Source organism: Bradyrhizobium erythrophlei (assembly GCF_042430365.1).
GTDB lineage: Bacteria > Pseudomonadota > Alphaproteobacteria > Rhizobiales > Xanthobacteraceae > Bradyrhizobium > Bradyrhizobium erythrophlei.
Genome location: NZ_JBHMET010000233.1, coordinates 1 through 21,641 on the forward strand (window position 1 = coordinate 1; position 21,641 = coordinate 21,641).

Below are 21,641 nucleotides of genomic sequence, written 5' to 3' on the forward strand. Positions count from 1 at the left end.
TTCTGAAATCCGGCGACGATGGCGCGCTTTCGATCAATGTGCCGGTACGGCCGGAAGTCATGGGTCAGCGTATCATCACCGACGATTGCGATTTCGGTTGGGTCACTGCATGGGCGTCGGAAATGGGAGATGCCGAAACGCTACGGGGCCTGCTGGCGCACGCCGATCGCTACATGGCGCCGACCTGGCTCGACGGTGGATTGTACTATCCACGTAACGATATGGTCGAGAGTGCAGACGGTATCCGGACGTTGGTCGAACCGATGTCTGGAAACGTGCTGTTGGGGTACGCTCGGCTTAATATCCCGGACGGGCTTTGGCATCTGTATAATGAGCCTTGGGGGCCGACGCACTTTGAAGAGCCGGCCATCGTCGCTGTCGGATCGGATGTCGATATCAGCCGTGCGATATTTGATTCAAAGAACAATAGGCTAAACTTTGCCGTCGAGCGCCGGCGCGATATTCGCGGTAGCGGTATAGTGCGAATCGCAAAGGCGCTGGCTCGCGGTCCGTGGTCGCTGGCCTGTGATGGGGTGGAAATCGCACACGGCTCGGCAACCGACGTGAATATTGCGGGGGCCGTTCGAGTTGAAATCGACGGTGGCGACGTCCTGCTTCACTGTCCGGAGGCTTTTGCACATTTGTGCGCAATGAGTTTTGGACCTGGCGAAAAGAACTTCAGATGACAAGCGTCGAAATTTCGCCGCTGACGCCGATCGGCGGCTCGTTTTGCCTGATCGACCACGACGGTCGCAACGTCTCTGACGAAACGTATCGCGGCCACTATGTTCTGATCTTCTTCGGTTTCACCCATTGCCGCGTGGTGTGTCCGCGTGCGCTTGCGAAACTGTCCGCCGTGCTGGATTCGCTTGGTCCACTCGCCGACCGAATGCGACCGATCTATGTCACCGTCGATCCGGAACGCGACACGCCGGACGCCATGCGATCATTCCTGCAATCATATCCGCGCTTTACCGGGCTGACCGGCTCGCGCGAGCAGGTTGATCGTGCCAAGAAAGCATTCCGTGTCTTTGCGCAAAGAGTAGATGATCCCGCCGCGGACGGCGAGTACGCGGTTCCGCACACCGCGATAACCTATGTTATGGACCCCCGCGGCCGATTTGTTTGTCACTTTACAGATGCGCTTTCTGCGGAAGAAATTGTTGTCCGCCTAAAGCTGCTTTTAGAAGCCAATAGCTCGTCTTGCGGAGCCGGCTCGGTCAAGACAACTTGACCCGCCTCTCCTTTTTGCCGGAGGCGCGCTGCGTAGGCGCGGCACAATCTGTTGAGATCACGCTTCCAGCATCGAAGAAATCGACCTTCAGGAAAGCGGCGAGCGCTCTATACTGGTTGGCGAGATCGATAGTCTTGTGCCCGCCCTCAAACATTCCTTGAAACCACGGATCCGGCAGTTTGGCGAGTGGCGGCGGCGAGACGATGAGCACCTTTGGCGCGGGATAGATGGTGCCCACTCCGCCGCCCGAGGTGAGCACCTGTCCCACCAGCTTCGACATACCGACCGCGATCTCGTAGGACGTGCGGCGGAAACAGCTCTTGGTATCGTTGGTCCCGAGCATGATGATGATGACGAGATCCAGCGGAAAATGACTTGCAAGGGCAGCTGGAAGATAGGAGTTTTCTGGGGTCCGTTGCGGGGAGGCGCAACCACCATCTTGGCGAGGCGATCCCTATTTTCGTTGTGTACCCGAGCGACTGATGACCTCTGGCGGCTTCTACTGAGGTTCGCCGGACGTCTCGCGCGGCCGAGACGACAATCTGATCCGTGTGGAATTGCTAATCATGTGGAAGTTGCCAGTGCTCACCGCGTATGCCAATAGAAGCCACCCTTGGGGCTACACCAGCAAGTCCCGGTGTGCAGACAAGCCTGATTTTGCGGGGCTTTCTCGAAGCCGTTTTATTATGGCGGAGAGGGCTGTGCAAGCATCAGCGCGATGCCCATAGCTGGCCGCGAGGCTTTCCAGGCGCGCCGCGACCGCCTCGTCATTGATGGTCCCGACAATTCGCCGCAACGTATTTGCGATGTCCATGCAGGCTTTGTTCCGCATAGGTCACTCCGGAGTGCAATCGTTGGATCGCGAACTAGTGGCCTCAATGCGACTTTCCGAGAACGAAAGCGAAGGGAACAACGAAGAGCTCGTCGCCGAGGTCGTTGCTGACGTGCAAAACCCAGTCACGCCAAGCCTCGTGACTGCGCGTCTTGGCGAGGGATTGCACGAATTGGGTGGCATGATCCCGCGCCTCGGCAAGATCATCCACCACGGCGCCGCGGCGATCGACGAAAACCTTATTCGTGTTGGAGCAATGGAAATAAACCTGGGTCACGTTCGGCCTCCTTTGAATGGGATGGACAGCAACGCGACGCATGCGTCGCAGGTGTCATCAAGCAGACGGCGCGACGATGATCGCGCTGATGCTCTGAGGATCTGGACCACATCCAAGCGGTTATGAAAGGAAAGAGGATCATCTGCTTAATCTTCGTGCATTCTCATTTGCGAAGAGTAGAGGGACTCAACCGTCCCACTTGATCGCTCCCTGATCGTTAGAGGCTCACCATGGGCTGGGAATGCAGCCAGGCCGCGCCACAGCACCACCAATCAATTCAGAGAAGCTCGCCTCAAGTTCATTGCGCACTCTTTGTAAGAGCGTACCACCCTCGCCATCCGTGCCGTTCCGGATTGTGACAGTCGCGGTCAAGCCGGACACCAGCGGTACCCCAGGCGGCACCTTGTCGATCGCAATGCGGACCGGCACTCGCTGCGCCAAACGCACCCAGGTGTAAACCGGATTGACGTTGGGCAAGCCCTGCGTAGCAGCCGCTGCGTTGGATACGCTGACGCCACGCGTCACCGTTGCGACGTGGCCGATGATCGGCTCTGAATAGCCCATCAGTTTTGCCTCGGCACGGTCACCCACGCACAGGCGGGCCAGCTTGGTCTCCTCGAAATAGCCGTCAATCCAAAAACTGTCCGTGTCGACGACCGAGATATTACTGGTCCCCTGTACCGCGTAGTTTCCCACTCGGAGCAAGAGATTGGTGATGAACCCGTTCACCGGACTGCGCACCTCGGTGCGCCGCAGGTTGATCTCGGCCTGCTTCACCTGCTCTTGCGCAGAGTCGACAACGGCCGCCGCCTGAACTGCATTTCCCTGATAGGTCTGCTTCTCCTCGACGCTGGCTGCTAGATCAGACAAGCGGTTCCGTCGCTCCGCCTGCAATTGCTTCACGTCCCGGTCAGCCATTTTTTGCTGTAGGGCCGCCTTGTTTGCGCGCATTGCGACCTCGAAATCGAAAGGCTCGATGACATACAAAACGTCGCCTTTGTGAACGAATTGATTGTCAACGACTCGCAGCTCCACGATCTGACCGGAAATCTGCGGCGCCACATTCGCAACCTGGACTCGCACGCTCCCATCGCGCGTCCAGGGCGCGGCGTTGTACAGGTCCCAGGTCGCGAGCGAGCCCAGCACCGCAACGGTCGCGATGCCGGCTGTCGCCAATTTGCGCAACAGGAGAAGCATTGTTCGCGTGGCGTCGTTTGGCCGCCGTGACCTGGATCTTGCCGACGGCGAGACACTTTGTTCGTCGTCCGGATAATCCTCCGGGATCCTTGGCGCGATCTCGTCAGACGCGCTCGTTTGAGCCGATGCCGGCGAAAAGCGCGCGGCGTTCGCCTGCGTCTCGTCTTGCCTGCCAACTTCATCACGAACAATCGCTTCCATGGCGCTCTCCTCTAGAACAACAGCATCAACAGGCACAGAATCGTCACGTAGAGACTGAGCTGTGCAATTGCGGCGTGACTGAACATCTTTGCAAGACCTGCAACATGCAGGATCGGCCGAAGCGCGATGATGACAACAAGGGCTGCCACCAGGTAGGTGACGAAGGGCGCAACCAGAACGCCGCCGACGACCAGCTCTCGAAAGGTGTGTGCCATTAGGTTGCCTCCCGAGATGACTCCAGTCCGCTGTCCTGGTCGAAAGCATCGCTTGTCAGGACAAGGCACGCCGCGGTCTCTGCCTCGATTGAATCCCTGTGCGGGGCTTTCTCGCGCAGCACACTGGCAACGGTGCGAAGCGTGGCTGTGTCGCGCGTGACGATTGCTGCGCGTGCCTGGGCGGCGAGCGGCACGAAAGGCCCGTCAGAAAGCTGGATCAGTTTCGAGTCGCAAAGCCGGACCATCGCCGATTGATCGAAGCAGGAGAGCATTTCCGCGAGAGCGCGACTGTCCTGCGCTCCGCCCGCGGAAAGAAATTGTCCGATGCGCGAGGCGTCGCGGAACATCGCTTCCTCCGGAGCTTCACCATTCGTGAGGTCCGGCCGCCCCAGCTCGCCGCGAGCTTCGGTGAGCAACCGCATCCTTTGTTTGTCATCGGAGACGGGAGGAATGAGCATCTGTGCCGCCAGCAAGACCGCAGCAGCCGTGAAAAGGAACAGAGACGTGAAAAGGAATGTTTGCGGGTTGTAGCTCTGGGGATTGCTCGGCGCCAGGATGGTTGCGATCCCGACGAGATTGATGCGACCGAGTCCCGACCACAGAGGATTTTGCGATGCAGTGAGAAGTGCTGCGCAGATCGTAAAAGGAGCCAGGGCGATCGCCAGCACAGAAAAACCGTCGGCGCCGTTGAGCACAATGAATTCGAGTATGCCGGCAGACACAGCCGCGATCGGTATACCAATAAGGGCGATCGCGGTGAAACCACGCGGGTTCGGCGTTATAATTGCCAATGCGGCAAACTGCGTGAAGGAGGATAGCGAAGCGCTTGCCGCAGACCAGCCGGCCCAGACGAAAAACGTCGAGGCGATGGCAAACCATAGAGCGGCCCGCAAACCAGTTTCCGCTGCAGTTCGATAGGAACGGTATATCGGCGCGCGCCACAATCGTGAGGGCCATTTGATTGATCTCAAGGCCAACAGATCTTGGCGAACGCTTTCGTCCTGACGCAGAAACTCCCTGATTTTCCATGCCGAGGTTTCGGTCGGAACGCCAGGTGCGCGGCGTTGTCCGCTGACCAATCCCACCGGCATGCGCGTTTTCGAGCGAGAACTGTCAATCGGGTCGACCTTGGCGTTTGTCTGGTCGCGGGTGGCGACGTCGAGATGAATAGGAGCAGTGTTCAAGGTCCGCGCCGCCTGCAGTTCGGCAACCAGTCGGACGACAGCACTCCGGGCGGCGGCACTCCTGACAGGGCCGCTGCTCGACTCGAGAGCGACGCTTCCTATTTCAGGGCGGAGTTCTACGATTTCTCGTACCAGCGCTGGGAAGGTCGCCGGGTTGCTTGTTTCGCCGTGGAAGGAGGCGCTCGCATACTGACGCACGCGGCGATGAATTGCCGCCAATTGCGCGGCGAGCCGTGGATGACGGTCCGGGGCAGACATCAACGCGTTTACGACTGCGATTGACATGATGCCGACCGCGATCGCGGCGCCACGCTCCACGCCGGCGTCAAACACGTTCTGCGGATTGTCGATCTGCTGTATCGCGACGATCGCGACAGTGTAGCCGGACAGCACGGCGGCATAGGCCCGATGGCCGTCCAAAAGCTTAGCTGCAAAGACGCAAAGACCAAGCCACACCGAGCACGCCGTCAGCATCAGATCTCTCGACTGCGAAAAAAGCCCGGTGATTGCGATTGAGGCAATCACCCCCAAAATGGTGGCCATCAATCGGAAGCCTGCCTTGTCCAGCGCCTGGCCGCGGGTCGGTTCGGCAAGGATCGCAACGGTCACCGCCGCCGAGGTCGGGGCTTCGAGCTGGAGCCAAAAGCTGGCAAACAACGCCAGGATGGTGGCCAGCCAAACGCGGATGGCGAAGGTCCAGGAGCTGACCGAAATCCCGACCACACTGAACGGCTCCCGCTGTGCTGCTGTCGCGATCATAACGATCCCTCGCCGAATGTTGCGAATACTCTGCCACTCGCACTCAGTTCTCGCGTTCGGATATCCCGACTGAGCCGACGAATCGGTAGCCACGCCCTTTGATGTTGATGATGAAGCGGTTCCCTTCCCGGCCGTCGCGCAGCGCGCGACGTAGCGCACAGACATGAGTTGTGAGATTGGAAGGGTCGACAAAAACGTTAGGCCAAACGCGAGCCGTCAAATCTTGTTTGGTGACCAGCTCACCTCGGCGTTCAAGCAAAATGATCAGGATTTCCAGAGCACGACTTCCGAGGGGCACCGGCTTGTCGCCTTCAAGCAACAGGAAATGCGCCGGCAACAGGCGAAACCGTCCGAACGAAACTTCTGTTGGCGCGGTGGCGCGTGGTCCGGTTCGCTTTTCGAGGGATGTCCTGGCCGTATCCGGACGCTGAACGGTGCGTCTGACGTCAAGCCCCAGCTCGAGCTGAAATTGCGTCAAGTGGCCGGAAGCTGCAGTCGATCCCGATGCGCGCATTATGACCTCGCGTGCCTATCACAGACCGCCCTAAGGCAGCCTCCTATAGTTGTCTCGCGGGTCTGGACATACAGTCGACCGGGGACATGCGCATCTGTCAGATGACCAGTCCGGTGACGGTCGAGGTCACGTTGCCGGGCGACTGGCCGTGGAGAGGATGGGTGCCAGGCCGGATCGGGAGGTGATCCCCGTCTTAGAAAAGACGTTGTGCAGGTGGTAGCCGACGGTGCGGTGTGACAGATACAGTCTGGCTCCGATGACCTTGTTCGAAAGCCCTTGAGCGGCGAGTTGCGCGATGTGCAACTCTTGTGGTGTGAGCTTCTCCCAAATCTGCTCAGTTCGGCGGAGGCTGGCTTCGCCGGCTGCCCGCAACTCCTCTCGCGCGCGGTCGCTCCAGGGCTTAGCGCCGAGCGCGTCGAAAATGCCGCGGGCCTCGCGCAGTGGGGCCCGCGCGTTGGCGGGCCTGCGCTGTCGGCGCAGCCACACGCCATAAGCGAGCAGGAGGCGCCCTCGCAAGAAAGGCAAATTCCTTGCAGCCGGCCCAAGTCCCTGCAAGAAGAAGCGTTCGGCATCGTCATCGGTCGCGACCAGCGCCTTGCCGTAGAATAACATCGTCTCGACCCACGGCACCGGATTCGGAGCCGAGACGCGCTCGATCTCTTCGATCACGCTACGGGCAGCCTGCAAATTATCGGAGTAGACCGCCGCCTCGATGAAATCGGCCAGCGCAGAAACTTGCACACCGAAGTTAAAGGCCGGATCGGCAGGCGCGAACAGGCGCCGCAGATACTCAAATGCCTCCCCGTGCCGACCGGCACCAATGGCGGCTATGCCTCGCGCCAGCTGCAGCTTCGCCAGCAAAAAGTTGGCGCCCATGGATAAAACCGGGCGTTCTGCTTGGGCGGCAAGCGCTTCGAACCGCTCCAGATCGCCTTGCATTCCCGCAAGCTGAGCCTTCACGATCGTTGCCGCAGCGACCCATAAAACGCCTCCAGTCTCCTCGGCAAAGCGGACCGCTTCCTCGGCTTCTCTCATCGCCCCCACCCAATCGCCGACTTCCATCTCGGCCCAGGCTTGAGTGAATAGCGCATGCGGGAGATCGACGATCCGACCTTGTCTGCGCAACTCTGCACTGGAACCGGCAAGAAAGCTGACGCCGAGATCGAAAGCGCCGACAACGATCGCGCTGACCCCCATGACGCGCTCGGTATAGGGCTCGCCCACCCCTTTTTCGGAGAGCACCTTCAGTTTCGCGTATACCTCGCCCCCTCGTCGGAGCGGCTCGACATAGGCGAATGTTGCAATCAGGCGTGCATTGAGTTCCGGCAACTCCAGTTGGCTTGCCGCAGCAAGGACGCTGGCGCCGACGTCGCCGCTCGCGCTGCTCCACCAGCATCGTTGCGCCGCTCGCCAGAGAAGGTTGGCCGCGAGGCCCTTTGCCCCGGCGGCGTTCGCCTGGTTGGCAAAGCCGACCAGGGCAGGGATCCTACCGGGGTCATTGACCATCGGAGGCTGGCTTATCTCACGACACCACGCGACCCGAGCGGTGCCCAGTCTATCCGACCCATCCACCTCCGCCCCACGCAACAGATGCTCGAGCAACTCCAGACGCCCAAGGTCAATTGCAAATTCGGCGGCCCGCAAATATCGCTCCTTTCTGGCCTCTGCGGTGCTGCTCAGCTTTGCCGCGATTTGCAGGATATCCGTGGCCATGGAGATGGAGCCCCGCCGGCGCGCACGGATTGCCATTAAATCGTGCTCGGCAGCCAGTTCGTCATCGGGGCCGATCGTTGCCGCCGCGCGATGCCAAAGCCGACGATCCTGATCCTCGATGATCGCGGCGAGCGCGGCATGAACCTTTTGGCGTGTTGCAATGTCGGCTGCCTGGTAAATCGCAAATCGTACGAGCGGATGCCGAAACCGCACCTCGGTTGCATCGAGCTCGATCAGCTTGGCCGAGACGGCGGGCGCGAAAGCATCAACTCCGACACTCGCATCGAGCAACACTTCGCTGGCGCGCATGATTTCGTGAGGGGCCGTCCCATCGTTTGCCGCGGCTACGGACAGAAGCGTCCGCGTGGCGTTGGGAAGCTCGGACAGGCGGCTGCAAAAGGCTCGTTCCAGGCGCTCCGTCAACGGAAGCCACCGGGCCTCACGATCATCTGCCGCCTGGATTGCGCGCGGCAGTTCCACCAGGGCCAGCGGATTGCCTGCAGCTTCTCTCAGGACTCGGCTGCGGAGATCCCAGGAAAGGCCGGGCGCCTGGACGTCGAGCAAGCGCGCCGCATCTTCATCGCCGAGAGCCGGAATGACGTGACGCAAGGTGTCAGCATCTCCAAACGGGAGATCGAAACCTTCGCGTACAGCCAGCAGCAGAACGATTGGATCGGAACTCAATCGCCTGGAAACAAAGGACAACACGTCGCGGGTTGCCTCGTCCAACCACTGGGCGTCGTCAGCGACGAGCAGGATAGGCTTTTGATCGGCACCTCCCGTCAGAAGTGTCAGCGTCGCCAGAGCGACCAACCAGATATCCGGTGACCCGCCGGAATCTTCGTTCATGCCAAACGCACTCAGCAAAGCAGACCGTTGCTGAGGAGCCAAGGACTTTGCCTGCTTCATGAGCGGACGCAGTGCCTGCTCAAGTCCCGCGAACGCGATATGGACTTCAGCCAGGACGCCCGTCATGCCGAGTACGGTGATGCCGCATTCACGCGCCCGGCTTTTCGCCTCTTCAAGCAGTACTGATTTTCCGATCCCAGGCGCCCCGCTAATGACGAGCGTCGCCCCACCTTGATCGATCTGGTCGAGAAGCCGATCGATCAGTGCAATTTCTGTCTCTCGTCCTTGCAACCATGTCGATCGCGGGATGCCATCGCGCTGCTTGTCCCGCGATAACGCAGTCTTTTTCAGCCGTTTCGCCATCTTGGGTCCTTGGCGCTTCCCTGCGATGACGTCCAAGCGGACCTCTGGGGCGCATCCTATCATGCACCAGCGACGAGGGGCAGCCCCCGCTCCGGTGCATCATCCCGGCCCGTGGGCGGATTTTATTGAGCGCCTCGCATCCAGCGCCGTCAGGCTTCTTGTCCCCCGTCGGACGCAATAATTCAGCGCAATTCACGATGCTTCACTCGCGACAGGAGCGCATGCGGTTTAGCTATGGGCCAACCGGCAAAGGACAAGGGCCGAGTTCGCGAACTTCGGAAAGCTTCGCGCAGACTTCCATCGGAATTAGCGAGTCTGAGGAGACGAAAACAATGACCAGTAGCCCCAGCAAACGAATGAAGATCGGCGACTTCCTGGTTCGCCGTCTCGAGGAGGCCGGCATACGACACTTGTTCGGCGTTCCCGGCGACTACAACCTGACGCTGTTGCAGCAGCTCCACGATAACGGCACGATGAAATGGATCGGCACGACCGGTGAACTGAACGCGTCCTACGCGGCGGACGGCTATGCGCGGCTGAACGGCATAGGCGCGCTCCTGGTGACGAACGGCGTCGGCGCCCTGAGCGCGATCAACGGTGTCGGCGGCTCATACAGCGAGCACGTACCGGTCATCTGCATCTGCGGATCGATACCGCTCAGATCCATCGACCGTGGCCTCGGAATGCACCACACAATGGCCGATGCGACTTTTGATCACTTCCTTGACGCCTACGCGCCAGTGACTGTCGCGCGTGTCCGACTGACCCCACGCAACGCGGCCGCTGAGATCGATCGGCTGATCCTCACCGCGTGGCGGGAGAAGCTTCCGGTGTACATGGAGCTGCCATCCGACATCGCGTACCTCGACATCGAGGTTCCGGCAGGTCCGCTCGTACTCGCCGACCCGCCAAGCGACCCCGAACGGCTGCGTTCATGCATCGACGCAATCGCGGGACGACTGTCCGCAGCCACATCGCCAGCAATCCTCGTGGATGCGGACGCAGATCGGTTCGGCGTCGCGCCCGAGCTCATGGAGCTGGCCGAGAGGATACAGGCTCCGGTGGCCGTGATCAACGCAGCGAAAGCTGTGATTGACGAGACGTTCCCTCATTACCTCGGCATCTACGGCGGCAAGGCAAGCGAGCCGCAGGTGCGCGAGGCAATCGAGACCAGCGACTGCCTGCTTTCAATCGGCTACCGGCCGATCGAGGTGACCACCGGCGACTTCACGGCCTCGCTGCCCGTCGATACGATCCACGCGCGCGGCCATTCAGTAGACGTCGGCGATGACAACTACCAGGCGGTGACCCTCAAGGAGGTCCTCCGCGGCGTCATCGACACGGTCGCACCCGTCAGGAGCCGTGCTCCTCGTCATGTTGCGGCAGCGGTGGCAGGCACGCAGGCCGACGGCTCCGCCAAGCTGACGCAGGCTGCCTATTGGCGGGCCATACAGAGCTATCTCCGGCCCGGGGACGTCCTGTACGTCGACAATGGCACGTCATTCGTTCTGTTGGGCCTGAAGCTACCGCCGAATTGCACTTTCATCGGCTCAATCAACTGGGGATCGATCGGCTACTCGGTCGGAGCCTTGCTCGGCGCACTGACGGCAGCGCCGTACCGCCGTCACCTGCTCTTCGTTGGCGACGGCTCGTTCCAGGTCACGGCGCAGGAGCTGTCGACCATTCTGCGACACGACCACAAGCCAGTGATCTTCCTGATCAACAACGGCGGATACACCATCGAACGCGGCTATCTCGGCAAGACCGAGCCCTACAACGACATCGCCAACTGGGCCTATGCCGCTCTGCCCAAGGTGTTGTGTCCAGACACCTCGGCGCGATCGTTCGTCGTCAAGACCAACGGGGACCTGCAAAGTGCCCTGAGCGCGCCGAACGATACGATGATCTTTGTCGAATCGATCATGGACTCCTGCGACGCACCCGCCGCGGTCATCAGCAGCAGCAACAAGGGAGCCGAGCTCGACTACGGGCCTCGCGGCCCGCAGCAGCGCGACAACCTGCAGCTCCGGCCGGCAACACACGGTTGATCCTGCGATGAAGCGCCACATTCTCTACGCTCAGCAACTCGCTGGCATCCCCTATGCCGAAATCTCACAAACGCATCGGAGAAATGACATGACCAACACCAACTCCATTCGCAGCATCGCCGTCATCGGTACCGGCGTGATCGGCGCGAGCTGGACCTCGCTGTTTCTCGCCAGGGGATTGCAGGTCGTCGCGACGGACGTCGCGCCGAATGCAGAAGCGTCACTGCGCAAGTTCGTCGAGACCGCCTGGCCGGCGCTGGAGCGATTGGGCCTCTCGCCCGCAGCATCCCAGTCGAACCTGAGGTTCACGGCTGACCTCGCGGAAGCGGTGACCGGCGCCAACCTCGTTCAGGAGAACGGCCCGGAGCGGATAGACTTCAAGAGGAAGCTCTATGGGCAGCTCGACGAGCTGCTGTCTCCCGACGCGATCATCGCCTCGAGTTCGTCGGGGCTTACCATGAGCGAAATCCAGTCGGGCGCCGCATTGCATCCCGATCGCTGCATCATCGCCCATCCGTTCAATCCACCCCATTTGATCCCACTGGTGGAGATCGTCGGCGGGGCTAAGACTTCCGAAGAGACGATCCGGCGTGCATTGGAATTTTATGCGTCGATTGGGCAGCGGCCGGTGCGTCTCAACAAGGAAATGCCGGGCCACGTCGCTAACCGTTTGCAGGCTGCCCTTGGGCGCGAGGTCTATTACCTCGTTACCGAGGGGGTCGTCAGTGCCGCCGACGTCGACACCGCCCTGTGCTGGGGCCCAGGGCTCCGCTGGGGCATCATGGGGAACATGATGCTCAATCACCTCGGTGGCGGCCACGGCGGCATCGAGCACTTCTTCCAGCAGTTCACTGCCCCGACGACGGCCTGGTGGAAGACCCTCGGCTCGCCGGTACTGACGCCCGAAGTGCAAAAGAAGCTCATCGACAGCGTGCACGCCGAGATCGGATCTCGCACTATCGAAGAACTTGAGGCGGAGCGGGACGACATCCTGCTTGGACTTCTCGAATTACGCTCCAGGCGCGCGCAGATGGTCGCTCCAGGCGAGATCGCGGCTGAGTAAGGATGCGCCACAGGCGGCTAACTCTCCTTCAACCGAAAAGGACTTTGCAGATGACCATCGCGACGAGACGTTGGGCAGAACTGTGTCCGCCGAATCAGCCTGAGCAAAGAACAGTGTTCGTCGACGCGCCGCGGTCGGGACGCAAGCGTGTCGTTATTATCGGCGGCGGTTTTGCCGGGCTCGCGGCCGCGCGCGCGCTGCGGCACGCCAATGCCGATGTCGTGCTGATCGACCGGCGCAATCACCACGTATTCCAGCCGCTGCTCTACCAGGTGGCGACGGCGGTGCTCGCGCCTGCGGAGATCGCGGTGCCAATCCGTCAGCTCGAGGTAAGGCAGCGAAACCTCAGTGTCGTCCTGGCGGAGGTCACCGGGGTCAACGTCGCTTCCCGCACGATCGAGGCGTGCGCCGCGGGCGTGGGCGTTCGCAAGATGGCATTCGATTACCTAGTGGTCGCGACCGGCATGCGCCCGAGCTACTTCGGCCACGACGAATTTGCGCGATTTGCCCCAGCGCTGAAAAGCCTCAGCGACGCCGAGACGATCCGAGCCAAAATTCTGAGCGCGTTTGAACTGGCGGCAATGACCGACGACGAGGGCGAGCGCGAGCGACAGATGACTTTCGTGCTGGTCGGCGCAGGCCCCTCCGGCGTAGAACTCGCGGCGTCTCTGGCGCACATGGTGAAGGTCACGCTGCACAGCAACTTCCGACGCATCGATCCGGCCAAAGCAACCATCATTCTGCTCGATGCGGGCAAACGGGTCCTGTCGACTTTTGCTGAGCCGCTGTCTCGCAGGGTGACCAGGCGGCTTACGAAGCTCGGCGTGAAGGTCTTGACCGGGGTCAAGGTCGAAACGGTCGACGAGCAGGGTGTGATCGCCGACGGAAGCAGGATCCCGAGCGCCACGGTGCTGTGGACGGCGGGGGTGGCTGCATCACCGCTTCCAAAGATGCTCGGGACCCAAACCGACCGCGCAGGGCGGGCGCTCGTTGACCCATTCCTCAAGGTGGTGAACGCATCTGGAGTGTTTGTGGTCGGCGACGCAGCGTGGGTCATGCAAGACGAACATCCGGTGCCGGGCGTGGCGCAGGCTGCGATTCAGGGAGGGCGTTACGTCGGGCGGCTGATCGCGCAAGAACTGAAGGGGCGAAAGGTCAAACGACCGTTCCGCTATTCCGACAAGGGCAACATGGCCGTCGTCGGCAAGAACTACGCGGTGCTGGAGCGGGGCTGGTTCCGCACAAGCGGCTTCATGACATTTCTGGTGTGGGCGCTCGTTCACATCCGCTCCCTACCACAGTCGCAGAACCGCCTGCGTGTGCGGCGCCAATGGCTTTGGTCGTATTTCACCGGCCAGCGCAGCTCGCGACTAATACCTGAATCCCCCAGCGTCTCTGCTCCCGCGTCCGACCGTTGAGCCGCTCGCGTCATGGATACTCCGTATCTCTCGGCATTCGCAGCGTTGGCGGGGTCAGCAATCGGCGCACTTCCGTCGTTGGCGTCAGCCTGGCTTACGCAAAGACAACTCTTTGGCTCGATGGAATCGATCATGAACATGACGGCGATCCCGTTTTCGCGCCGCCAGGCTTCACGGCCTGGCTTGTGGGTCCGGTTATCCCACTTCATCACTCTGATGAAGCCGCGCGTGATGGCGCTCGCGGTGTTCACCGCACTGGTCGGATTGAGCATTGCTCCAGTTCGACTTGATCCCTTGGCCACCATTGCCGCCGTTCTCGCCATCGCTGCTGGAGCCGGAGCCGCCGGCGTGCTTAACACGTGGTACGACGCCGATATCGACGCGGTCATGGCCCGCACCGCGATGCGGCCAATTCCCTGCGGCAAGGTTTCCCGGACCGAGGCGCTGATCTTTGGTCTCGTCCTTGGCGTCACCGCGGTTGCGCTTCTCGCGTTCGCGGCAAACGTTACAGCAGCGATTCTATTGGCCGGCACTATCCTCTTTTATGCCGTCGTTTACACAGCCTGGCTGAAACGGACTACGTCCCAGAACATCGTCATCGGCGGCGCCGCCGGCGCGCTGCCGCCCGTGATTGGATGGGCGGCGGCGACCGGACAGATCGGGCTCGAACCGCTTGCGCTTTTCCTCATCATCTTCCTCTGGACACCGCCTCATTTCTGGACTCTCGCGCTCAACCGCTCCGACGATTATGCCCGTGCCGGCGTTCCCATGCTGCCGGTTGTTGTGGGACCGACTGCAACAAAGCGACAAATCCTGATCTACAGCGGCCTCCTTGTTCTCGCTTCGGAGCTGCCCTGGGGGCTCGGGTTTGCAGGCGCGATTTATGGCGTGACCGTCGCGATCACCGACGCGCTTTTCCTTCTGCTCGCACTTCAGCTGAACAGGGGTATTGCAGCCGATCGCCGTGCTGCTCACAGGCTGTTCCTCTTTTCGATCTCCTATCTGTTTGTGCTGTTTGCCGCTCTTCTGATCGACCGCGGTGGTCGCTCATCCTCGCGCGTCTCCGCTGACCTCAGCATCGGATGGGTGCACGCCGAGGCCGTGCCAGGCGCCGCTCGCAGCGGAACCGGCCTCATCCAATCCAGCAGGCGCGAGGTCTGATATGCGATATAGCTTGCTTGCTATAGCTCTGATCGCTGCCTCTATGCTCGGTGGCTGTGATGGGGGCGTGCTCGATCCGAAGGGACCCATCACCCTCGCCGAACGTCAAATACTGTTCAACGCGACCGGCATCATGCTGGCGATTGCGATCCCGGTGGTCGTTGCGACGCTTGGCGTTGCTTTCTGGTTCCGCGCATCGAATGAGCGGGCCCGCTATCGGCCGACTTTTACCTATTCTGGCCGTGTCGAGTTGCTCGTCTGGTCGATCCCGCTGATGACGGTGCTCCTTACCGGCACTGTCGCTTGGCTAAGCTCATATGATCTCGATCCGCCCAAGCCGATTGCCTCTTCGACGAAACCCATCAAGGTTCAAGCCATCTCGCTCGACTGGAAATGGCTGTTCATCTATCCGGAGCAAGGTGTCGCGAGCGTCAATCGTCTGACAATTCCGGTCGGCACGCCGGTAAGCTTCGAGCTGACCTCCTCGGGCGTCATGAACAGCTTCTTCGTGCCGCAGCTCGCCGGCCAGATCTACACCATGGCCGGGATGGTGACGCGCCTGAACCTGCGCGCTGACTATCCCGGAAGCTACCGTGGGATGTCTGCGAATTTCAGCGGCGATGGCTTCGCCGATATGCACTTCAACGTAGACGCCGTACCGCCCGAACGCTTTGCGCAATGGGTGGCTTCGACGGGCGGCACCGGTCCCGTGCTCGACTCGAAGACCTATGCCGATCTCGCCAAGCCGAGTGCCGCCGTGACGCCATTCACTTATCACTCGGTCGCGCCCGGTCTGTTTGACAGCATCCGGATGTCCTCAATGCAGTCGGACGACGCATTGTGCCGTAGCTATCCCACATCGATGAGGGCGGAACAATGACTCTACTGGGCAAACTGGATTGGAGTGCTATTCCCTTCGATCAGCCGATCATCATGGGCGCTGTTGGCTGCGTGGTCGTAGTCATCGTCTCTGTGCTTTTGTGGGTCACGCTCAAGGGTTACGTTCCCTACCTGTGGCGCGAGTGGATCACCTCCGTCGACCACAAGCGTATCGGCGTCATGTATATCATCCTGGCGCTGATCATGCTGGTGCGCGGTTTCGCTGACGCAATCATGATGCGCACGCAACAGGCAATCGCAGCTGGCGGCGCGCAAGGTTATCTGCCGCCCGAGCATTTCGATCAGATCTTCTCGGCACATGGCACGATCATGATCTTCTTCGTGGCCATGCCGCTTGTGATCGGACTGATGAATTTTGCCGTGCCGCTGCAACTCGGCGCCCGCGATGTTGCGTTCCCCACGATGAATTCGATAAGCTTTTGGCTTACCGCTTCCGGCGTTCTCCTCATCAACGTATCACTTGCCATCGGCGAGTTCGCAAAGACCGGCTGGTTCGCCTATCCCCCGCTCAGCGAGCTGCAATTCTCACCCGGCGTCGGCGTCGACTATTATCTTTGGTCGCTGCAAATCTCGGGCATTGGGACCTTGTTGAGCGGCGTAAATTTCGTCACCACGATTCTGAAGATGCGGGCCCCGGGCATGAGCTATATGCGCATGCCGGTTTTCTGCTGGACGGCGCTCGCCTCGAACCTTCTGATTGTAGCGGCGTTCCCTGTGCTCACCGCGCTTTTCACAATGCTCCTTCTCGACCGCTACCTCGGCTTTCACTTCTTTACCGTGGATGCCGGGGGCAACGCGATGATGTATGTGAACCTGTTCTGGGTCTGGGGCCATCCCGAAGTCTACATCCTGGTCCTGCCTGCATTTGGCATTTATTCCGAGGTGACCGCTACATTTTCGGGCAAGTCGCTATTTGGTTATCGCTCGATGGTGCTCGCCACCATGGCGATCTGCGTGCTGTCCTACACGGTCTGGCTCCATCACTTCTTCACGATGGGTGCCAGCGCGAGTGTCAACGCCTTCTTCGGCATCACAAGCATGATCATCGGGGTGCCGACGGGCGTCAAGGTCTTCAACTGGCTGTTCACAATGTACGGCGGTCGAGTTCGGTTCACGGTCCCGGTATTGTGGACGATCGGATTCATGGTGACATTCGTCTTCGGCGGTCTGACCGGGGTGCTCCTGGCCTTGCCCCCGGTCGATTGGCAGGTGCACAACAGTCTCTTCCTCGTTGCCCATTTCCACCACGTCATCATCCCGGGCGTTCTGTTTGGGGCGATTGCCGGCTACACTTACTGGTTTCCCAAAGCATTCGGGTTTAAGCTGGATGAGCGCTGGGGTAGGGCAGCGTTCTGGTGCTGGTTCATCGGCTTCTATCTCGCTTTCATGCCGCTCTACATAACGGGACTGATGGGCATGCCCCGTCGTCTTCAGCACTATGATGTGCTCGCGTGGCAGCCCTGGCTGTTGGTCGCCGAGGCAGGCGCAGTCATCGTTCTTGCGGGAATTGTCTGTCAGATCGTCCAGCTCGTGGTTTCCATTCGCCACCGTGAGCAACTCCGTGACACGACCGGCGACCCATGGAATGGCCGCACCTTGGAGTGGGCTACCTCATCGCCGCCACGGCCTGGAATTTTGCGGTCCTGCCGCGTGTGAATGAGATCGATGCCTTCTGGGAGAAAAAACAGCGAGTGCTCGCAAAGCAAGATCTGCCCTTGCAGCGACATGAGTACAAGCCAATCAAAGTGCCAAGGAACAGTCCGACCGGTTTCGTGACCGCGTTCTTCGTAGTGGTCACCGGCTTCGCTCTGATCTGGCATATCTGGTGGATGGCCGGTGTGGGACTGCTCGGCGCGACCGTGACGTTGCTTGCCTTCTTGTTCCGCGTAGAGGACGAAATCGGGATCTCGGCAGAACGGGTCGGTCGGTTCGATCGGGCGCACCCGGTGGAGGTATCGCTATGAACATCGCAGTCGAGGTGAATGATGTACGTCAGGGCGAGCTGCTAAACGTCAGTGCGGCCGGTCCCGCACCCAAGCGAATCATCGCCGGCTATGGGTTCTGGATCTTCCTCCTGAGTGACATAGTGATGTTCTCGGCATTGTTCGCGAGCTATGCCGTGCTCGCAAAAGCGACTGCGGGCGGTCCGACTGCTGCTCAGTTGTTTGATCAACGCAACGCCGCGATGGAGACCGCTTTTCTTCTACTCTCCAGCTACAGCTGCGGGCTGATGTCGCTGGCGACCAATTCGCGGCGATATTTCGGCACCTTTGTTGGCGCCCTGGTTACATTCCTCGTGGGTGCGGCATTTCTCAATCTCGAGCTTCGCGAATTCCAGGGGATGATTGCGGCGGGCGCGCCCCCGCAACGTAGCGCGTTTCTTTCCGCCTTCTTCACGCTGGTCGGCTGTCACGGGCTGCACGTGGCGGCCGGACTGGTCTGGCTGGTCTTGATGATGATTCAGCTGTCAACAAGGGGTTTCCAGGAGGTGGTGGTTCGCCGCCTGCATTGTTTCTCCCTGTTCTGGCACGCGCTCGACGTCATCTGGGTTCTGATATTCACGGTTGTCTATCTGATGGGAGTCCTGCCATGAGCGAGATACGTTGGGATGTTGCACCGGGAGACAGGCCAGCGATCCCCGCCTCGGAGCAAACAACCTCTTCCGGCTTTCTTGTGTACACGATCGGTTTGCTGCTGGCTGTGATTCTGACGATCACATCCTTTTGGGTGGCAAACACCTCGGTGCTCTGGCCTCCCGGCGTCACGGCTGGACTTGTTGTTCTCGCCATCGCTCAGATGGGAGTGCACCTGGTATTCTTTCTTCACATCACCACGGGACCTGACAGCACCAACAATGTCCTGGCGCTCGCATTCGGCGTGCTCATCGTATTCCTGGTCCTCGCAGGATCGCTCGTCATCATGGCCAACTTGAATGAGAACATGATGGCACCTGGCGAAATGATGAATCTGCAAATGCAACGCTGACCAGGGGGACACTACTCTGCGATCGAGTCCAACGATCGAGGAGGGAGCGCTCAGTGTCATTAGTCCCGACGGGGCTTTGGCGGCGAACCAGAAACCTGGGCGCGGTGGCTCAGGCCCTGAGGAGCCGCCTCATGCAAGCCGCACGAGTTGCATCTCGCAGACCATCCTGCAGCCGGAGCTGTCCTTACGGATGGCAGGTCGGCGTCGACTATTTGCGGCCCTTGCCCGGGCTTGGCCGCGAAAATTCGGCCAGGACGAACTCGCGCACGGCGTCGAGTATCTCGCGTGACAGATGCTTGTCGGAGACTGCCCGGGCCAAACCAAGCGCGCCAGCCATCGCGCTGAAGGCCACGATCGCCGCACGCCGTCGTTCGTCAGGGACGCTCTTGTCGACGAGTTCTCCCAGATCAGCGAAATTGCGCTTGACCTGCTCGGTGTACAGCGACCTGACCTCGTCGTTAGCCCTGGCCACATCGCTCACCAACGCGCTCACGGCGCAGGCCGTCTCGATATCGTCGCGGTGGCGTTCGCTGAGGAAGCCGTCGACCACCGAACGGAGTGTGCGATTGACCTGGCTCGCCGACTTGGCCGACGCGCGCGCCCTCACGGCCTCCTGCAGGGCCCAGTCGATGGCTTCCGCGACAAAAGCGTCGCGCGATTCAAAATGCTTGTAAAAGGCCCCGTTAGTGAGCCCAGCTTCAGCCATCAAGCCCGCGATGCTCAGGCCTTCTAGGCCCACCTCACGAAGCCGCTTCGACGCGATATCAATGATCTTCTTGTGATTTCGAAGCTTTTCGGCCTGTGAATTGGCCACTGACTTAACCTCGCGTCTGATTGCAACATCCGGCTACGCAGTGACGACCCTCCTGCCTATCCGTTAAACAGGATTATGATCAACATCTTCTTTCCTTGTCAATGTCTGGTGAAGGCGCGGCGACGCATAAGGCCCCCGTCCCGGCGCATCGGCGCAGGCCGCACAGAATGGCCGAAGCCGCAAGCTTTCGAATGTGGCCTTGCAAGCTCCATTGCGCAAAGCGCCGCTTCGCAGCGCGCTCATCGACGCCTGCAATGAGCGGTGGCGGGCGAATATCTCGCCCGCTGGTCGCCCCTCACGAACTCCGGGCCCTAACAGGTCACGGTGCGCGGGAGATTCCGTGCGCCGTGACCTGCCCCCGGCTCACCAAACCTCCTTGAACGGGCGAAGCTCCACGTTGAACGACCACGCTCCCTTAGGCTGATGCGCGACATGCCAGATCTCCTCGGCGATGTCGGCGGGCTGAATGAAGAAGTCGTCGGGCGCATCTGGCCGCAGCTTGCGTGTCCATTCGAGATCGATCACGGCATCGATTATGACATAGGCGACATGGACGCCTTTCGGGCCGAGCTCCCGCGCCATCGATTCTGCCAGGATGCGTTGTGCGGCCTTGGTGGGCGCAAATCCCGCAAATCTGCTCTTGCCGCGCAAGGCGGATGTGTTGCCTGAGGCAATGATCACCCCCCTCCCCTTCTCGATCATCGGGGGCGCGACTCGGCGCGCGAGGTGCAGAAAGGCCATGACGTTGATCCGGAAGTTGGCCTCCATCGCGGCAGGGTCGATTTCCATGAAATTGCCGAATACCCCGCCGACGGCATTATGGACAAAGAGCTCAGGTGCGCCGAATTGGCCGAAAATCCGCTCCAACGCGGAATCGAGCGCCGCCGTATCGGTGACATCGACCGTGAACGCGCGTGAATTCGCGACCTGCTGCTCGATTCCCCGCAACCGCTCGGCGTTGCGGGCCAGCATGGCGACGTCATAGCCGCCTTTTGACAGCCGCTGGACGATGGCAAGGCCTGTTCCCGGTCCGACGCCGGACACCAACGCGAGCTTTCTTGTCATGCCGTGGCCCTTTCCACCGGAGCGCCGTTCAATTTCGCTCGGACGAAATCGAGACGATCGTTGCCAAAAAACATCTCGCCGTCGACGAAGAAGGTTGGAACGCCAAACACGCCTTTCTTTGCTGCCGCTTCTCCGCTCTCAGCGAGGCGCTCTGCGATTGGCTTGCTCGTGGCGCAAGACCACAGTTGATCGGCGTCGATTCCATTCTCTGCGATGAATGTCTTCAGCCCGGCCTCGTTCTGTATATCTGCGCCGCTCGCCCAGATGGCCCGGTAGAGCAATGGATGCAGCTCATCAAAGATGCCGATCTCGCGCGCAGCGAGGGCCGCCTTGACCAGGATGGCCCCCTCAAGCGCGCCCGAGCCCATCGCCTGCAACAGGGCACGGTTGGGAGAAAATGGCACGCCGTAGAGCTTGGCCCAGCGCCCTGCGTCGATAGCGCCATACCGCGCCTTGGGTGGACACACGGTTGAGGGCTGGTTGTTCACTTCCTTCATGACCGCGACTACGTCGATGAGCGTGCGCACCACGGGTGCATTGAGGAACTTTAGCTGCGAATCGGCGAGGTATGAAAAAGGGCTGCGATAATCGTAGATGAATTCGACGCTCATGACGCTTCTCCCGAAAAGGCTTCAAGAAGAGGATTATGATTGACATCCTGATAGCTGTCAATCATAAGCCTCATTAAAGCGAGGTGAAATGTCGTGCGCAGGGGCCATTTGCAATGCGTTCGACGACACGAATTGCAGGGCGGCGTGCGCCGACCGCTGGCGGCAAAGGGCGCCTGGTAAAAAAGATGTTGACCGACATCCTTATGGATGTCATTCGTAATCTACATTCGAAACCGTC

19 protein-coding genes and 2 pseudogenes are annotated in these 21,641 nt (G+C 60.4%); 11 read left to right on the forward strand and 10 right to left on the reverse strand.

Annotated features, from left to right (window positions below; all coding sequences use genetic code 11):
* The coding region (locus tag ACFFWD_RS35330) for a linalool dehydratase/isomerase domain-containing protein (RefSeq protein WP_446680535.1) at nucleotides 1-686 on the forward strand (686 nt) is incomplete at its 5' end.
* Nucleotides 683-1,234, forward strand: coding sequence for an SCO family protein (locus ACFFWD_RS35335; RefSeq protein ID WP_376973488.1), 552 nt, complete (start codon nucleotides 683-685; stop codon nucleotides 1,232-1,234). The genes ACFFWD_RS35330 and ACFFWD_RS35335, both read left to right, overlap by 4 nt.
* Here the strand turns inward: ACFFWD_RS35335 and ACFFWD_RS35340 are convergent.
* Both ACFFWD_RS35340 and ACFFWD_RS35345 read right to left on the reverse strand, forming a co-directional pair.
* Nucleotides 1,221-1,577, reverse strand: coding sequence for an SGNH/GDSL hydrolase family protein (locus tag ACFFWD_RS35340; protein WP_376973490.1), 357 nt, complete (start codon nucleotides 1,575-1,577; stop codon nucleotides 1,221-1,223). The genes ACFFWD_RS35335 and ACFFWD_RS35340 overlap by 14 nt on opposite strands.
* A 276-nt stretch (nucleotides 1,578-1,853) precedes the next feature.
* Nucleotides 1,854-2,066, reverse strand: coding sequence for a hypothetical protein (locus ACFFWD_RS35345; RefSeq protein ID WP_376973492.1), 213 nt, complete (start codon nucleotides 2,064-2,066; stop codon nucleotides 1,854-1,856).
* Nucleotides 2,067-2,088: 22 nt separating this feature from the next.
* On the opposite strand from ACFFWD_RS35345, the gene ACFFWD_RS45280 reads away from it, so the two are divergent.
* Nucleotides 2,089-2,469 carry a hypothetical protein gene (locus ACFFWD_RS45280; RefSeq protein WP_446680536.1) on the forward strand — a complete coding sequence of 127 codons (381 nt, stop codon included), beginning with the start codon at nucleotides 2,089-2,091 and terminating at the stop codon, nucleotides 2,467-2,469.
* A gap of 99 nt (nucleotides 2,470-2,568) precedes the next feature.
* Here the strand turns inward: ACFFWD_RS45280 and ACFFWD_RS35355 are convergent, their stop codons facing one another.
* From ACFFWD_RS35355 to ACFFWD_RS35375, 5 genes are all read right to left on the reverse strand, one after another.
* Complete coding sequence (locus ACFFWD_RS35355; protein WP_376973717.1) at nucleotides 2,569-3,540, reverse strand: HlyD family secretion protein; 972 nt, start codon at nucleotides 3,538-3,540, stop codon at nucleotides 2,569-2,571.
* Nucleotides 3,541-3,752: 212 nt separating this feature from the next.
* The gene (locus tag ACFFWD_RS35360; protein ID WP_376973496.1) at nucleotides 3,753-3,956 is read right to left on the reverse strand and encodes a DUF1656 domain-containing protein; all 204 of its coding nucleotides are present in this window, start codon (nucleotides 3,954-3,956) and stop codon (nucleotides 3,753-3,755) included.
* Nucleotides 3,956-5,899 (reverse strand): FUSC family protein, encoded by a 1,944-nt coding sequence (locus tag ACFFWD_RS35365; RefSeq protein ID WP_376973498.1) that lies wholly within the window; start codon nucleotides 5,897-5,899, stop codon nucleotides 3,956-3,958. Before ACFFWD_RS35365 ends, ACFFWD_RS35360 begins: the two co-directional genes overlap by 1 nt.
* 43 nt (nucleotides 5,900-5,942) lie before the next feature.
* Entirely contained in the window at nucleotides 5,943-6,413 is a 471-nt protein-coding gene (locus ACFFWD_RS35370) for a winged helix-turn-helix domain-containing protein (protein WP_376973500.1), read from the reverse strand.
* Between the two features lie 126 nt (nucleotides 6,414-6,539).
* Entirely contained in the window at nucleotides 6,540-9,338 is a 2,799-nt protein-coding gene (locus ACFFWD_RS35375; RefSeq protein ID WP_376973502.1) for an ATP-binding protein, read from the reverse strand.
* Nucleotides 9,339-9,670: 332 nt separating this feature from the next.
* Between ACFFWD_RS35375 and ACFFWD_RS35380 the strand changes: the two genes are divergently transcribed.
* The 8 genes and pseudogenes from ACFFWD_RS35380 to cyoD all read left to right on the forward strand — a co-directional run bounded on the left by ACFFWD_RS35380 (nucleotide 9,671) and on the right by cyoD (nucleotide 18,913).
* Nucleotides 9,671-11,386 (forward strand): alpha-keto acid decarboxylase family protein, encoded by a 1,716-nt coding sequence (locus tag ACFFWD_RS35380; RefSeq protein ID WP_376973504.1) that lies wholly within the window; start codon nucleotides 9,671-9,673, stop codon nucleotides 11,384-11,386.
* An 88-nt stretch (nucleotides 11,387-11,474) separates the two neighbouring features.
* Nucleotides 11,475-12,449 carry a 3-hydroxyacyl-CoA dehydrogenase NAD-binding domain-containing protein gene (locus ACFFWD_RS35385; RefSeq protein WP_376973506.1) on the forward strand — a complete coding sequence of 325 codons (975 nt, stop codon included), beginning with the start codon at nucleotides 11,475-11,477 and terminating at the stop codon, nucleotides 12,447-12,449.
* 50 nt (nucleotides 12,450-12,499) lie between these two features.
* On the forward strand, nucleotides 12,500-13,867 hold the full coding sequence (locus ACFFWD_RS35390) for an NAD(P)/FAD-dependent oxidoreductase (protein ID WP_376973508.1): 1,368 nt from the start codon (nucleotides 12,500-12,502) through the stop codon (nucleotides 13,865-13,867).
* A gap of 138 nt (nucleotides 13,868-14,005) precedes the next feature.
* Nucleotides 14,006-14,893: pseudogene (locus tag ACFFWD_RS35395) on the forward strand (heme o synthase); the annotation flags it as partial.
* A gap of 136 nt (nucleotides 14,894-15,029) precedes the next feature.
* Nucleotides 15,030-15,908, forward strand: coding sequence for a ubiquinol oxidase subunit II (cyoA, locus tag ACFFWD_RS35400; protein WP_376973510.1), 879 nt, complete (start codon nucleotides 15,030-15,032; stop codon nucleotides 15,906-15,908).
* A pseudogene (cyoB, locus tag ACFFWD_RS35405) lies at nucleotides 15,905-17,892 on the forward strand (cytochrome o ubiquinol oxidase subunit I). Before cyoA ends, cyoB begins: the two are co-directional and overlap by 4 nt.
* Nucleotides 17,889-18,521, forward strand: a complete 633-nt coding sequence (locus ACFFWD_RS35410; RefSeq protein WP_376973512.1) for a cytochrome (ubi)quinol oxidase subunit III — start codon at nucleotides 17,889-17,891, stop codon at nucleotides 18,519-18,521. The pseudogene cyoB and the gene ACFFWD_RS35410 overlap by 4 nt, the downstream one beginning before the upstream one ends.
* A complete protein-coding gene (cyoD, locus tag ACFFWD_RS35415) occupies nucleotides 18,518-18,913 on the forward strand; it encodes a cytochrome o ubiquinol oxidase subunit IV (protein WP_376973514.1) in 396 nt (131 codons plus the stop codon). The genes ACFFWD_RS35410 and cyoD overlap by 4 nt, the downstream gene beginning before the upstream one ends.
* Nucleotides 18,914-19,121: 208 nt before the next feature.
* Here cyoD and ACFFWD_RS35420 read toward each other — a convergent pair whose 3' ends face one another.
* The 3 genes from ACFFWD_RS35420 to ACFFWD_RS35430 all read right to left on the reverse strand — a co-directional run bounded on the left by ACFFWD_RS35420 (nucleotide 19,122) and on the right by ACFFWD_RS35430 (nucleotide 21,403).
* On the reverse strand, nucleotides 19,122-19,727 hold the full coding sequence (locus ACFFWD_RS35420) for a TetR/AcrR family transcriptional regulator (RefSeq protein WP_376973516.1): 606 nt from the start codon (nucleotides 19,725-19,727) through the stop codon (nucleotides 19,122-19,124).
* Between the two features lie 363 nt (nucleotides 19,728-20,090).
* On the reverse strand, nucleotides 20,091-20,792 hold the full coding sequence (locus ACFFWD_RS35425) for an SDR family NAD(P)-dependent oxidoreductase (protein WP_376973518.1): 702 nt from the start codon (nucleotides 20,790-20,792) through the stop codon (nucleotides 20,091-20,093).
* On the reverse strand, nucleotides 20,789-21,403 hold the full coding sequence (locus tag ACFFWD_RS35430) for a 2-hydroxychromene-2-carboxylate isomerase (protein ID WP_376973520.1): 615 nt from the start codon (nucleotides 21,401-21,403) through the stop codon (nucleotides 20,789-20,791). The genes ACFFWD_RS35425 and ACFFWD_RS35430 overlap by 4 nt, the downstream gene beginning before the upstream one ends.
* Nucleotides 21,404-21,641: the final 238 nt, after the last annotated feature.

What these genes read in the sequence shown, in the direction of transcription:
- ACFFWD_RS35335 (WP_376973488.1), top strand. Translation starts at nt 683, where the DNA reads ATGACAAGCGTCGAAATTTCGCCGCTGACGCCGATCGGCGGCTCGTTT.
- ACFFWD_RS35340 (WP_376973490.1), bottom strand. Translation starts at nt 1,577, where the DNA reads ATGCTCGGGACCAACGATACCAAGAGCTGTTTCCGCCGCACGTCCTAC.
- ACFFWD_RS35345 (WP_376973492.1), bottom strand. Translation starts at nt 2,066, where the DNA reads ATGCGGAACAAAGCCTGCATGGACATCGCAAATACGTTGCGGCGAATT.
- ACFFWD_RS35355 (WP_376973717.1), bottom strand. Translation starts at nt 3,540, where the DNA reads ATGCTTCTCCTGTTGCGCAAATTGGCGACAGCCGGCATCGCGACCGTT.
- ACFFWD_RS35360 (WP_376973496.1), bottom strand. Translation starts at nt 3,956, where the DNA reads ATGGCACACACCTTTCGAGAGCTGGTCGTCGGCGGCGTTCTGGTTGCG.
- ACFFWD_RS35365 (WP_376973498.1), bottom strand. Translation starts at nt 5,899, where the DNA reads ATGATCGCGACAGCAGCACAGCGGGAGCCGTTCAGTGTGGTCGGGATT.
- ACFFWD_RS35370 (WP_376973500.1), bottom strand. Translation starts at nt 6,413, where the DNA reads ATGCGCGCATCGGGATCGACTGCAGCTTCCGGCCACTTGACGCAATTT.
- ACFFWD_RS35375 (WP_376973502.1), bottom strand. Translation starts at nt 9,338, where the DNA reads ATGGCGAAACGGCTGAAAAAGACTGCGTTATCGCGGGACAAGCAGCGC.
- ACFFWD_RS35380 (WP_376973504.1), top strand. Translation starts at nt 9,671, where the DNA reads ATGACCAGTAGCCCCAGCAAACGAATGAAGATCGGCGACTTCCTGGTT.
- ACFFWD_RS35385 (WP_376973506.1), top strand. Translation starts at nt 11,475, where the DNA reads ATGACCAACACCAACTCCATTCGCAGCATCGCCGTCATCGGTACCGGC.
- ACFFWD_RS35390 (WP_376973508.1), top strand. Translation starts at nt 12,500, where the DNA reads ATGACCATCGCGACGAGACGTTGGGCAGAACTGTGTCCGCCGAATCAG.
- cyoA (WP_376973510.1), top strand. Translation starts at nt 15,030, where the DNA reads ATGCGATATAGCTTGCTTGCTATAGCTCTGATCGCTGCCTCTATGCTC.
- ACFFWD_RS35410 (WP_376973512.1), top strand. Translation starts at nt 17,889, where the DNA reads ATGAACATCGCAGTCGAGGTGAATGATGTACGTCAGGGCGAGCTGCTA.
- cyoD (WP_376973514.1), top strand. Translation starts at nt 18,518, where the DNA reads ATGAGCGAGATACGTTGGGATGTTGCACCGGGAGACAGGCCAGCGATC.
- ACFFWD_RS35425 (WP_376973518.1), bottom strand. Translation starts at nt 20,792, where the DNA reads ATGACAAGAAAGCTCGCGTTGGTGTCCGGCGTCGGACCGGGAACAGGC.
- ACFFWD_RS35430 (WP_376973520.1), bottom strand. Translation starts at nt 21,403, where the DNA reads ATGAGCGTCGAATTCATCTACGATTATCGCAGCCCTTTTTCATACCTC.